The organism is Pseudomonas sp. ASL8 (genome assembly GCF_056680355.1).
The window spans coordinates 1784361-1796954 of record NZ_CM155278.1 but is presented as its reverse complement, the minus strand read 5'-3'; the positions used below and the strand labels follow the sequence as shown (position 1 = coordinate 1796954).

Here is a 12594-nt window from a genome sequence, read left to right as displayed (position 1 = left end):
ACGTTTGGCTGAAAATTAAGTTTTCGGTGAACACAAACCTTGTATCACCGAAACCGATTGACCTCTTTGCGCAAATCCGCCGCCAGCTCGTCGAGTTCTTTCGCGGTGACAGCCAGATGGGAGACGACTTCGCGCTGTTCGCTGTTGGCCAGGGCGATGCTTTGCAGGTTGCTGCTGAGCAAGGTAGCGGTGCTGCTTTGTTCTTGGGTGGCGGTGGTGATGGCCGCGAATTGTTCGCCCGCGGAGCGGCTTTGTTCGTCGATCCGGGCCAGAGCAGCCGCGACTTTTGCGTTGCGCGAGAGGCCTTCCTGCATAAGCGCGTTGCCCTGTTCCATGGTGCTGATCGCGTTACCGGTTTCTTGCTGAATGCTCACGATCATGCCTGAAATCTGGTCGGTCGCCTGACGGGTGCGCAAGGCCAGATTACGCACCTCATCCGCTACCACCGCAAAGCCACGGCCCTGCTCGCCAGCACGCGCGGCTTCAATCGCGGCGTTGAGAGCCAGCAGGTTGGTCTGCTCGGCAATCGAGGTGATGACGCCGACGATGCCGCCGATTTCCTGAGAACGCTGGCCCAAGGTATCAATCACCGTGGCCGTGCCTTTGAGCGAGGACGCGATTTGCTCAAGGGACGCCGAGGCCTCATCCATCGAGGTACGACCGATGCGCGTCTGCTGAGCGTTCTCCTGCGCCAGGCGCTCGGTGCTGCCCATGTTGTCGGCGATATTCAATGAGGTGGCGCTGAACTCTTCCACGGCGCCAGCCATGCTGGTGATCTCCCCGGACTGCTGCTCCATGCCGTCGTAGGCACCGCCCGACAAGCCGGACAGCGTCTGAGCACGGCCACTGACTTCCTGTGCCGCGCTGCGGATGTGCGCGACCATGTTCGACAAGGCTTCACCCATCTGATTGAAGCTGCGTGCCAATTGACCGATTTCATCGTGACTGGAAACATTCAAACGCGCGCTCAGGTCGCCGGCGCCCAGGGCTTCAGCCTGACGAACCAGATCCGACAGCGGTTGCAACTTGCGGCGCAGCAGCCAGATCGCTGCACCGACCGCGATCAACATGGCCAGCAAGCTGCCGATTGCCAATTGCGTGCCGACGCTCCAGGTCACGGCGCTGATTTCGGTTTTTGGCATGCTCGCAAACACTGCCCACGGGCCGCCAGCAAAGGGCACGGCGACGGTATAGAAATCTTGCGTGCCGTCACTCCAGAAATGACCTGTGCCTGGGCGCTTGACGAAATCGGCCAACGTTTGCGTTGCCTGATCCAGTGCCTTGACCCCGGCAGGCGCCACCAGCCAGCGATTCTGCTCATCCAGCAGGGCCAGCGAACCCGTCGTGCCGATGCGGAAATTCTTCAGGTTCTCGAGTTGGGTATTTTGCGCACCGGTGTAGTCGAAGCCGACGAACAAGGCGGCAATGATTTTGCCACTGCTGTCACGCACCGGGCTGTACTGCGTCATGTAGTAGTGCTCGAACAACAGCGCCCGGCCGACGTACTCCTGCCCCGCCATCAGCCGGTCATAGGCCGGGCTCTTGTGATCCAGCAAGGTGCCGACGGCCCGCGAGCCATCCTGCTTGCTCAGCGACGTACTCACCCGAATAAAGTCATCGCCACTGCGCACGAAAATCGTCGCCACGCCGGCCGTCATTTGCTTGAAATTATCGACCTCGGTGAAGTCGTTGTTCAGTACATGGTCCCCCAACAACAGGCTCGGTGCCTGCACGCCCGCAACCGTCACGGGTTTGTCTGCCTGTAGGCTCAGGCCGCCGGTAAAGCGCTTCTCGAACAACCCACTCAAGCGCTGGGTGCTTTCACGCAGGGCGCTGTGAAACGTATTCAGTTGATCGGCCAGCAAGCGAGCTTCGCTGGCCATGTGCTCTTCACGAATCGCCAGGTTCGCGGCGTCCAGCGAGCGCAACGCGAACACGGTACTGCCGCTGATGACCACGGCCAGAATTACCGCCAGGGCGAGACCCAACTGCGAGGCGATACGAGCACGGGGTTCAGACATGGAAGCTCCTGGCCGAACAGCGGCATCGTTTTGATCTCGATGCCCTGTTCAGCAAAATTCAAAAATGGGGTCCGTTGAACCTTTTTTAAAAAGTCCGACTTATACGGATTCGGCCGACGCGAACAATACTTGAGTCCTACACTAGGATACTGACGAATAACCGCTCAACAGCCCATGCCGCCGCTGTTTTTCAGGTCAATATCTCAACCGTTGGCAGGTCCATCGCCTGCACCTCGCCTTGAAGAAATTCGCTGAGCCGGCGCAGACGTTCGCCGCCCGGCCGGGTCTTTGGCCACACCAGATAGTAGTTTTCGCCGCTTGCCACGGCGGTGCGCCAAGGCAAGCTTAAACGCCCCTGAGCGACGTCTTCGGCGACCATCAGCAAGTCACCCATGGACACGCCATAGCCCCGCGCCGCCGCGATCATGCCCAACTCCAGGGTGTCGAACACCTGGCCGCCCTTGAGCGAAATCTGCTCCGACAGGCCCATCCGCTGTAGCCAGCTGCGCCAATCGCGACGGTCGGGGGTTGGGTGCAACAGTTCGGCGCTGGCCAGCCGCGCAACATCCCAGGGCTGGTCCTGAAGCAACGTCGGTGCGCCCACTGGAATCAGCAGTTCAGGGAACAGGTAGGTGGCTTCCCAATCCGGCGGAAAATGCCCACGGCTGAGCAATACCGCGCAGTCAAACGGCTCCTGAGTGAAATCCACACTGTCGACATCCATCCAGGCACTGGTCAATTGCACTTCATTACCGACCTGAAGATGGCGAAACCGGCTCAGGCGCGCCAGCAACCAGCGCATGGTCAGGGTCGACGGTGCCTTCATGCGCAAAATGCCTTCCTCTGCACGCAAGGTGCTGCACGCACGCTCCAACGCCGAAAAACCTTCACGCACTCCCGGCAGTAGCAGGCGCGCGGCCTCAGTCAATTGCAGGTTGCGGCCATTGCGCTGAAACAAACGGCAGGCAAAGTGATCTTCAAGCGTGCGGATGTGGCGGCTGACGGCACTTTGGGTGATCGACAGCTCCTCGGCAGCGCGGGTGAACGAGCTGTGTCGGGCAGCGGCTTCAAATGCGCGTAGCGCATAAAGGGGAGGAAGACTACGGGACATACACAACTCTCCTACGCAACAGTTGCGGTACTTTACCCCCAACGACTACACCCGATTCAGATGAGTTTTACTCATGCCAATCATCGGATTTATCCCTTTGTGCCCGCTGTGAGAAATGCCGAGAATCAGTTGCTCACGAAACCTCGTCCGCCGAGCGCCACGACCATGCGAGCTGCAACCACACAACACCCCTGGATCAGCGAACTGCGGATTATCCTGCGCTTGGCCGGGCCGCTGATCGCCTCGCAAATGGCGCACATGCTCATGGTTTTTACTGACACCGTGATGATGGGTCATCTGGGACCCGATGCCCTGGCTGGCGGCGGGCTGGGCGCGGCCAGCTACAACCTGATTTCGTTCTTCTGCGTGGGGGTTATCGCCGCCGTCGGCACGCTAGTCTCGATCCGTCACGGTGCAGGCGACAACGTGGGCGCCACGCGACTGACTCAGGCGGGGCTGTGGCTGGCGTGGGGCATGGCGTTAATCGCGGCCTTGGTGCTGTGGAACCTTGAGCCCATTTTGCTCAGGCTTGGCCAGAATGAGGCAAACGTGCACATGGCCGGGCAATTCTTGATCACCCTGCCCTTGGCCCTGCCCGGCTTTCTGTCGTTTATGGCCTTGCGTGGCTTCACCAGCGCGCTGGGGCGTGCCGGCCCGGTGATGGTGATCAGCCTGGGCGGCGTGGCGGTGAACTTCGGGCTTAACTATGCACTCATCCATGGCCTGTTTGGCCTGCCGCATCTGGGCCTGATGGGCATCGGTCTGGTCACTGCGGTGGTTGCCAACGGCATGGCGTTGCTCCTGGCCCTGCATATCCGCCAGCACCCGGCCTATGCGCCCTACCCCATTCGCCAGGGCCTGATGCGCCCCTCGCTGACTTATTTGCAAGAGCTGTGGCGCCTCGGCTTGCCGATTGGCGGCACCTATGCGGTCGAGGTTGGTCTGTTCACCTTCGCGGCGTTCTGCATGGGCGCGATGGGCAGTACGCAAATGGCCGCGCATCAGATTGCCCTACAGTCGGTGTCGATGGCGTTCATGGTGCCCGTGGGGATTTCCTACGCGATGACCATGCGCATCGGCCAACACTACGGCGCGGGCAATCTGCTCCAGGCGCGGCTGGCCGGGCGCGTCGGCATTGCCTTTGGGGCAATGATCATGCTCGGTTTCGCGCTGTTGTTCTGGCTGGCGCCGTATCAAGTCGTCAGCCTGTTCCTCGACCTCGACAATCCGGCCTACCGCGACGTGATCGATCTGGCCGTGAAGCTGTTGGCGATCGCCGCGTGGTTCGAACTGTTCGATGGCACGCAGACGCTGGCCATGGGCGCCATCAGGGGATTCAAGGACGCCAGGACCACGTTTGTCATCGGCCTCGCCTGCTATTGGCTGGTCGGCGCGCCTGCGGCCTGGGCTTTCGGTTTTTATGCACAAGGCGGTGCGATGGGGGTCTGGTGGGGGTTGGCCCTGGGGCTTGCCTGCGCGGCGCTGGCACTGACAGTGGCGTTCGAAAGGAAGACCTCACGCTTGTTGCGGGAAGCGCCAGTGAGTGCGTCGGTCATGGTTTGAGGAGTGAATCAGGTATGCCTACTGAACGTGCGCTTGCCCGACGTTATGCCGCTGTCCATACGTCAGGTACTCAATCAGCTCCGTGAATGGCAATGGCTTGCTGATCAGGTAACCCTGAATTTGATCGCAACCAAAATCACGTAACAGCGCCAGTTGTTCCGGGGTTTCGACACCTTCGGCGACCACTTCCAGGCTGAGGTTGTGCGCCAGGTTGATCATGGCGTGCACCAGCTTGCGGTTTTCTTCGCGCAACTCCATGCCGCCGACAAAGCTTTTGTCGACCTTGAGCAAGGCAATCGGCAGGCTGTTGAGGTGCACGAACGACGAGAAGCCGGTGCCAAAATCATCCAGCGAAAAACGCACACCCAGCCGACCCAGCGCATCCATCGTCTGTTTGACCAGATCGCTGCGGCGCATGACAGCGGTTTCGGTCAGTTCGAACTCCAGCCAGCGGGCATCGACGCCCCGCTCGGCGATCAAGCGGCTCAGGGTCGACAGCAATTGACTGTCCTGAAACTGGCGGAACGACAGGTTGACCGCCATGTGCAGTGCCGGCAGCCCGAGTTCGCGCAGCGCCTGCATGTCGCGCAGGGCGCGGGAAATGACCCAGTAACCCAAAGGCACGATCAAACCGCTTTGCTCGGCCAAGGGTACAAACTCGCTGGGTGGCAGCAATCCACGCTCGGCGTGGCGCCAGCGCACCAGGGCTTCAAGGCCAACGATGCGACCGTCGTTCAGTGACAGACGTGGCTGGTAATGCAGCTCCAGCTCATCGCGGCGCAAGGCCCGGCGCAGTTCGCTTTCCAGATCGGCCAGGCTGCGGGCGTTGCGGTTGATGCGTTCGTTAAAGATATGAAAGGTGCAGCCCTGAGTGCCTTTGGCCTGCTGCATCGCGATATGAGCGTGCCACATCAACGGATCGGCACCGGCACCGACCCGTGCATAGGCAATCCCCAGGCTGCAGCCGATCAGCAAGCTTTCGCCATCGACCCAATAGGGCTCGGCCAAGGCTTCGGTAATGCGCTCGGCCATCCATTCGGCACGTTGCGGCGCACGGCGGATGTCGATCAGCAACGCAAATTCGTCACTGCCCAGCCGCGCCAGTTGATCGCCCGCTTCCAGCTGGCTCTTGAGCCGCGAGACCACTTGCAAGATCAATCGGTCGCCGGCCTGATGACCCAGCGCGTCGTTGGCGTGACGGAAATTGTCGAGATCCAGATGCCCAAGCGCGAGGCCTCGGCCTTCATTTTCAGCCAAACGCGTCGCCAATAAGGTCTGGAAGCCCTGGCGGTTGGCGATGCCGGTTAGCGGGTCCTGCTCGGCCAGACGTTGCAGAGTGTTTTCCAGCACGCCGCGCTCGCGCACATGGCGCAGGCAACGACGCAGCGCATCAATGCTCAACGTGGCAAGCACCAGCCAATCGCTGACGCCCATCGGGGGTTCGAGCGGTTCGTGCTCAAGCAGCATCACCACGGGCAACTTACAGCGCCCGGGCACCGGCTGGAGCTCAGGCGTCGTCAGCAGCACGGCACTGCGCTCGTCGTCGAACAGGCTGCTGACATCGTCCCAACTCGGCGCACAGACCAGCGCGGCCGCATCTCCCAGAGGAGCCAGACACTCACGCAATAACGCCAGCCATTCCGGCTTTTGGGCCAGGAGCAACAAACGCAAGGGTTCGACAGGCGTAGACAAACTAGCTCCCTACTCGCAAAAAAATCGTTGGTGGTTCCGCCCTACTTCGAACATCCGGCGTAATCCACTGCGCATCCTGCGCGAAAGTAACAAAACCGGCAAATTTAGATCGCGCGCTACGTCACAGTGTCGGACGATGACCGCACAAATGCGTGAGCCTGTTAAAATGCCCACCCATTTCGCAAGCGACCCTTTTTCTGTCATGTCCCGACTCAATCCTCGGCAACAAGAAGCCGTGAACTACGTCGGCGGCCCTCTTTTGGTGCTCGCCGGTGCTGGCTCCGGCAAGACCAGCGTGATCACCCGCAAGATTGCGCACCTGATCCAGAACTGCGGCTTTCGGGCACAACACATTGTCGCCATGACCTTTACCAACAAGGCCGCGCGGGAAATGAAAGAGCGGGTCGGCACCCTGCTCAAGGGCAGCGAAGGGCGGGGCTTGACGGTGTCGACCTTCCACAACCTGGGTCTGAACATAATCCGCAAGGAGCATGCGCGGCTGGGCTATAAACCAGGGTTCTCGATTTTCGACGAGACCGACGTGAAAGCCCTGATGACCGACATCATGCAAAAAGAATATTCGGGCGATGACGGCGTCGACGAAATCAAAAACATGATCGGCTCGTGGAAAAACGACCTGATCCTGCCGCCCGAGGCCCTGGAAAACGCGCGTAACCCCAAGGAACAGACCGCCGCCATTGTCTATACCCACTACCAGCGCACGCTCAAAGCCTACAACGCGGTGGATTTCGACGATTTGATCCTGATGCCCGTGAAGCTGTTCCAAGAGCACGCTGACATCCTGGAGAAGTGGCAAAACAAGGTTCGCTACCTGTTGGTGGATGAATATCAGGACACCAACGCCAGTCAGTACCTGCTGGTGAAGTTGCTGATCGGTATGCGCAACCAGTTCACCGTGGTCGGCGACGATGACCAGTCGATCTATGCCTGGCGTGGTGCGCGCCCGGAAAACCTGATGCTGCTCAAGGATGACTACCCGTCGCTCAAGGTGGTGATGCTCGAGCAGAATTACCGCTCCACCAGCCGTATCCTGCGCTGCGCCAACGTGCTGATCTCGAACAACCCCCACGCGTTCGAAAAGCAATTGTGGAGTGATATGGGTCACGGCGATGAAGTCCGTGTGATCCGCTGCCGCAACGAAGATGCCGAAGCCGAACGCGTCGCGGTGGAACTGCTCACCCTGCACTTGCGTACCGACCGGCCCTACAGTGACTTCGCGATTCTCTATCGCGGTAACTATCAGGCCAAGCTGATCGAGCTGAAGCTGCAACACCACCAGATCCCCTACCGCCTGTCGGGTGGCAACAGCTTCTTCGGGCGTCAGGAAGTGAAAGACCTGATGGCCTACTTCCGCCTGCTGGTGAACCCGGACGACGACAACGCCTTCTTGCGCGTGATTAACGTGCCGCGCCGTGAAATCGGCTCGACCACCCTGGAAAAGCTCGGCAATTATTCCACCGAGCGCAAAATATCGATGTACGCCGCCACCGATGAAATCGGCCTTGGCGAGCATCTGGACAGCCGTTACACCGACCGCCTGCAACGCTTCAAACGCTGGATGGATGGCGTGCGCCAGCAATGCTCGCAAAACGACCCCATCGCCGCGCTGCGCAGCATGGTCATGGACATCGACTACGAAAACTGGCTGCGGCAGAACAGCTCCAGTGAAAAAGCCGCCGATTACCGGATGGCAAACGTCTGGTTCTTGATCGAAGCGCTGAAGAACACGCTGGAGAAAGACGACGACGGCAAAATGACCATCGAAGAGGCCATCGGCAAGCTGGTCTTGCGCGACATGCTCGAGCGTCAGCAGGAGGAAGAAGACGGCGCCGAAGGCGTGCAAATGATGACCCTGCATGCCTCCAAAGGTCTGGAATTCCCCTACGTGTTCATCATGGGCATGGAGGAAGAAATCCTCCCGCACCGCTCCAGTATCGAAGCCGATACGATCGAGGAAGAGCGCCGCCTGGCGTATGTCGGGATTACCCGCGCGCGGGAAACACTGGCCTTCACCTTTGCCGCCAAGCGCAAGCAATATGGCGAGATCATCGATTGCGCCCCCAGCCGCTTTCTCGATGAACTGCCGCCGGACGACCTCGCATGGGAAGGCAACGACGACACACCGGTAGAAGTGAAAGCCGTTCGCGGTAATACGGCACTGGCCGATATTCGCGCCATGCTCAAACGCTGAATTGATCATTTATTGCGCACATATGCGCAGCCTGAGGAATCACCGTGGAAGCACTGCATAAGAAAATTCGCGAAGAGGGCATCGTCCTTTCTGACCAGGTGTTGAAGGTCGACGCGTTTCTTAACCACCAGATCGACCCGGCCTTGATGCAGCTGATCGGCAACGAATTCGCCACGCTTTTCGCAGACTCAGGCATCACCAAAATCGTCACCATCGAGGCCTCGGGCATTGCCCCCGCGATCATGACCGGCCTGAAACTGGGCGTGCCGGTGATCTTTGCGCGCAAACACCAATCGCTGACCCTGACCGAAAACCTGCTGTCGGCGACCGTGTATTCGTTCACCAAGCAAGTCGAAAGCACGGTCGCCATCTCTCCTCGACACCTGACCAGCAGCGACCGCGTGCTGATCATCGATGACTTTTTGGCCAACGGCAGGGCCTCGCAGGCGCTGATTTCGATCATCAAGCAAGCGGGCGCCAGCGTGGCCGGGCTGGGCATCGTGATCGAGAAATCATTCCAGGGCGGCCGTGCCGAACTCGACGCTCAGGGTTATCGCGTCGAATCCCTCGCCCGGGTGAAATCGCTGGAGGGCGGGGTGGTGACGTTTCTGGATTGATTGTGGTGCCCCCTTCGCCAATGTAGGAGCCAACTTGTTGGCGAAGGCGGTAGTTCAGACGCCAGAGATTGCCGTCGCCTGCAACCCCGCCAGCACCAAGCGCTGATACAGCTCTTCAAGCAGTCCCTGCGGCTGCAAAAGTCGCATGCGTTCAAGGTGCGCCGGGAAGGCTGTCGGTTCCGGTGCGTCGAGGGTGGCTTTGCCCAATTGCAGCATTTCGGTGAGTTTGAGTTTGCTTTTCAGCCAGTTCAACGCTCGCAACAGATCCCGCTCTTCAGCGCTGAAATCACAGCCCAGTGGATACTCAGGGAACAATTGCGCGTAACGCGCCTGCAACGCCTGCAAACGTTCTGGAGTGTTGTCACTAAAGCGCGGATCGAGGCGGAAGTCGCGGGGCAATTTTCCGACCTTTTGCGCCTGCTCGATCAAGCCCTCCTGGAAGCGTGAGTCACTGATATTCAGCAGCGCCTCAATCACCTTGGCGTCGGTCTTGCCACGCAGATCGGCAATCCCGTATTCCGTGACAATAATGTCCCGCAGGTGCCTCGGAATCGTGACGTGACCGTACTCCCAGACAACATTTGAACTGACCTCCCCGCCCGACTCCCGCCAGCTACGCAGCATCAACAGTGAGCGAGCACCTTCCAGTGCATGCGCCTGAGCGACGAAGTTGTATTGGCCGCCCACCCCGCTCAACACTCGGCCGTCTTCCAGTTGATCGGCCACTGCGGCGCCCATCAGCGTCACTTTAAAAATGCTGTTGATGAATCGCGCATCGCGCCGTTGCAAGCGCTTGAGCTCTTCATTGCCGTACAGCTCGTTGATGTAGCTGATGGCGGTCATGTTGAAGCGCTCACGCTGAGCCAGTGAAAACTCGCGTAAACGTTGATAAAAGCTGCGAGGCCCCAGGAAAAACCCCGCGTGGACCATGACGCCATCGGGATGGGCCAATTCGTCCAGCGTGCCATCGTTGGCCTGCCGTTGCAGGGCCGCGTCGGGATAAACCTTACGCCGCACGATGCCGGCGTCCACCAGCACCAATAAACCGTTCACGAACATTTCGCTGCAACCGTACAGCCCGTGAGCAAACGGCTGCACCCCGCCTTCGCGCTCGATCAACGTTTGCCACGACGTAGTCGCGTCCAGATCCGCGAGCAGCGCGCGGTAAGTGGCGTTATCCGCTTGCCGCGCCAAAAGCGCCGCTGTCAGCGCATCGCCCATCGAGCCAATACCAATCTGCAAGGTGCCGCCGTCGCGCACCAGAGTGCTGGCGTGCAAGCCGATGAAATGGTCCTGAAATCCGACCGGCATGTTCGGGGTAGAGAACAGGGTGCTGTGTTCTTCCTCGTCGAGCAGCACATCAAAGACGTCAGTGCCGAGCTCCGAGTCGCCGGGCATGTACGGCAAGTCAGCATGGACCTGGCCGAGCAACAGGATTGTTTCCCCGGCCGCACGACGTTTGGCGATCATCGGCAGCAGGTCGAGGGTGATGTCCGAATTGCAACTCAGGCTCACGCGACCCGGACGCTGCGGATCACGGGCGACCAACTGCGCCACAAGATTCAGGCCATTGGCGTTGATGTCACGCGCGGCATGGCTGTAGTTGCTGCTGACGTAGTCCTGCTGCGCGGCGTGGCTGTTGAGCAGGCTGCCGGGCTGCAAGAAGAACTGCTCGATACGGATGTTCGTCGGCAGGCTGTCGCGCCGCAAGTCATCAAGGAAGTCCAGTTCGGGGTAATCGCCGAACACCCGCGCGACGAAGGGCTCAAGAAAACGCGCCTGCAAACCCTCGCCAAGCGGCGGGCGCCCGAGACAGAGGGCGGTGTACATCGTCAGCTGTCGTTGCGGCAGCCCCTTGACCCGTGCATACAACGCATTAACGAAGCGGTTGGGCTTGCCCAGCCCCAGCTGCAGGCCCATGTGAATGTGCGCAGGCAGTTGCGCCAGTACCTGGTCGACTGCTTGTTCAATGGAACACGACTGCGTCATCTCACCCTCCCGGAACATCCTTGATTTCAGGTTGGACCGAGATTGCCGGGTGTTTGCTGCAAAGGACAGGACTTCGAATCATTCGCGCACAAAAAAGCCGACACGAAGTCGGCTTTTTGTCATCGGGTCGAATTACTTCAGACCGGACATTTTCTGAATCGCGCTTTTCAGCTCTGCATCAGAGCAATCTGCGCAGGTGCCTTTTGGCGGCATCGAGTTGATACCGGTAATGGCTTTAGCAAGAATGCCTTCAAGACCGCCCTGCGTTTTGGCACGGTTGCCCCAGTCAGCCGCGTCACCGATTTTCGGCGCGCCCAGCAAGCCGGAACCGTGACATGCGTTGCAATGGCCGGCGATGATCTCATCAGCGGACTTGGCACCACCGGCGCCGCCAGCCGAAGCTGCGACGTCCATACCTGCGCACTCTTTACCCTGCACACACACTTGACCCACTGGATCAAGGCGCTTGGCCAAATCGTCGCTTGTCGTGGCCTGAGCACCGACAGCCCAAAAGACCAATACGGCAGCTTGAACTGCCAGCATTTTATTAATTAGGTTCACGCGTACACCCTCATGGTGGCTAGTCACGCCCGCGGCCACGGTTTTGCGGGCGGGCGGAAGTATACCGGTTAGCCCGTCACACTGAAACAACCCTATAGTCGCAGGGGTATTTACCAGCTGTCAGGCCCTGCAAACGGGCACTTTGTGCTTTCATTTCTGAGAAGCAGCGCCTGTAAATGAAGCGTTCAATCAAAAATTCGCGGGTGTTGCTGCGCTGATCAGCCGCGCAGGCACATCGAACGGATTACGAAAACGGTGTGGCTTGGTACTCTCAAAGTAGTAGCTGTCGCCAGCTTCGAGGATGAACGTCTCAACGCCAACCACCAGTTCCAGCCGACCTTCGAGCAGGGTTCCGGTTTCTTCGCCTTCATGAACGAGCATTGCATCCCCGGTATCGGAACCCGGAGGATAGATCTCGTTGAGAAAAGTGATCGCCCGACCCGGATGGGCCTTACCGACCAGTTTCATGGTGACGGCGCCGTCCGAAATGTCGATCAACTCACTGGCTTTATAAACCACTTGAGTCAGATTTTCTTGCTCCAGCTCTTCCGAAAAGAACTCAACCATGGACATCGGAATACCGCCCAGCACCTTTCTCAGAGAGCTGATCGAGGGGCTGACGCTGTTTTTCTCGATCATGGAAATGGTGCTGTTGGTCACGCCCGCTCGCTTGGCGAGTTCACGCTGGGAGAGACCTTTAAGCTTTCGAATGGATTGCAGTCGTTCACCGACGTCCAATGCGGGAGTCCTCCTATTGATTAGTTATGGTCGTTATGAACGGTATGATGGCAACAGCGTTCAGTATTTACAACACTTCGACCCGTAACG

At 59.3% G+C, this 12594-nt stretch carries 9 protein-coding genes and 1 pseudogene; 3 read left to right on the top strand and 7 right to left on the bottom strand.

Annotated elements, in window-relative coordinates:
- Window positions 1–44: 44 nt before the first annotated feature.
- The 3 genes and pseudogenes from AC1MEA_RS08070 to AC1MEA_RS08060 form a co-directional block, all read right to left on the bottom strand.
- The gene (locus tag AC1MEA_RS08070) at window positions 45–767 is read right to left on the bottom strand and encodes a methyl-accepting chemotaxis protein (protein ID WP_480918112.1); all 723 of its coding nucleotides are present in this window, start codon (window positions 765–767) and stop codon (window positions 45–47) included.
- 132 nt (window positions 768–899) lie between these two features.
- Window positions 900–2021 (bottom strand): annotated as a pseudogene (locus tag AC1MEA_RS08065) (Cache 3/Cache 2 fusion domain-containing protein); the annotation flags it as partial.
- A 190-nt stretch (window positions 2022–2211) separates the two neighbouring features.
- Entirely contained in the window at window positions 2212–3132 is a 921-nt protein-coding gene (locus AC1MEA_RS08060) for a LysR substrate-binding domain-containing protein (RefSeq protein WP_480917299.1), read from the bottom strand.
- Between the two features lie 165 nt (window positions 3133–3297).
- Between AC1MEA_RS08060 and AC1MEA_RS08055 the strand changes: the two genes are divergently transcribed.
- Entirely contained in the window at window positions 3298–4695 is a 1398-nt protein-coding gene (locus AC1MEA_RS08055) for a NorM family multidrug efflux MATE transporter (RefSeq protein WP_480917297.1), read from the top strand.
- Window positions 4696–4713: 18 nt separating this feature from the next.
- Here AC1MEA_RS08055 and AC1MEA_RS08050 read toward each other — a convergent pair whose 3' ends face one another.
- Window positions 4714–6387, bottom strand: a complete 1674-nt coding sequence (locus tag AC1MEA_RS08050) for a putative bifunctional diguanylate cyclase/phosphodiesterase (RefSeq protein ID WP_480917295.1) — start codon at window positions 6385–6387, stop codon at window positions 4714–4716.
- Between the two features lie 202 nt (window positions 6388–6589).
- Here AC1MEA_RS08050 and rep point away from each other — a divergent pair, with 202 nt between their 5' ends.
- Together rep and AC1MEA_RS08040 are read left to right on the top strand one after the other, a co-directional pair.
- Window positions 6590–8599, top strand: coding sequence for a DNA helicase Rep (gene rep / locus AC1MEA_RS08045; protein WP_449634275.1), 2010 nt, complete (start codon window positions 6590–6592; stop codon window positions 8597–8599).
- 44 nt (window positions 8600–8643) lie between these two features.
- Window positions 8644–9216, top strand: coding sequence for a xanthine phosphoribosyltransferase (locus AC1MEA_RS08040; protein WP_219063034.1), 573 nt, complete (start codon window positions 8644–8646; stop codon window positions 9214–9216).
- A gap of 54 nt (window positions 9217–9270) precedes the next feature.
- Here the strand turns inward: AC1MEA_RS08040 and AC1MEA_RS08035 are convergent, their stop codons facing one another.
- From AC1MEA_RS08035 to AC1MEA_RS08025, 3 genes are all read right to left on the bottom strand, one after another.
- Window positions 9271–11205, bottom strand: a complete 1935-nt coding sequence (locus AC1MEA_RS08035; protein ID WP_480917293.1) for an acetyl-CoA hydrolase/transferase C-terminal domain-containing protein — start codon at window positions 11203–11205, stop codon at window positions 9271–9273.
- A gap of 132 nt (window positions 11206–11337) precedes the next feature.
- A complete protein-coding gene (locus AC1MEA_RS08030; protein ID WP_257604408.1) occupies window positions 11338–11766 on the bottom strand; it encodes a c-type cytochrome in 429 nt (142 codons plus the stop codon).
- 189 nt (window positions 11767–11955) lie between these two features.
- Window positions 11956–12504: a cupin domain-containing protein gene (locus AC1MEA_RS08025; RefSeq protein ID WP_219063036.1), complete on the bottom strand. Its 549-nt coding sequence runs from the start codon at window positions 12502–12504 to the stop codon at window positions 11956–11958.
- Window positions 12505–12594 lie beyond the last annotated feature (90 nt).

Excerpts from the sequence above, each read along its gene's own strand:
- AC1MEA_RS08060 (WP_480917299.1), bottom strand. The coding sequence starts at position 3,132 with ATGTCCCGTAGTCTTCCTCCCCTTTATGCGCTACGCGCATTTGAAGCC.
- AC1MEA_RS08055 (WP_480917297.1), top strand. The coding sequence starts at position 3,298 with ATGCGAGCTGCAACCACACAACACCCCTGGATCAGCGAACTGCGGATT.
- AC1MEA_RS08035 (WP_480917293.1), bottom strand. The coding sequence starts at position 11,205 with ATGACGCAGTCGTGTTCCATTGAACAAGCAGTCGACCAGGTACTGGCG.
- rep (WP_449634275.1), top strand. The coding sequence starts at position 6,590 with ATGTCCCGACTCAATCCTCGGCAACAAGAAGCCGTGAACTACGTCGGC.
- AC1MEA_RS08070 (WP_480918112.1), bottom strand. The coding sequence starts at position 767 with ATGGCTGGCGCCGTGGAAGAGTTCAGCGCCACCTCATTGAATATCGCC.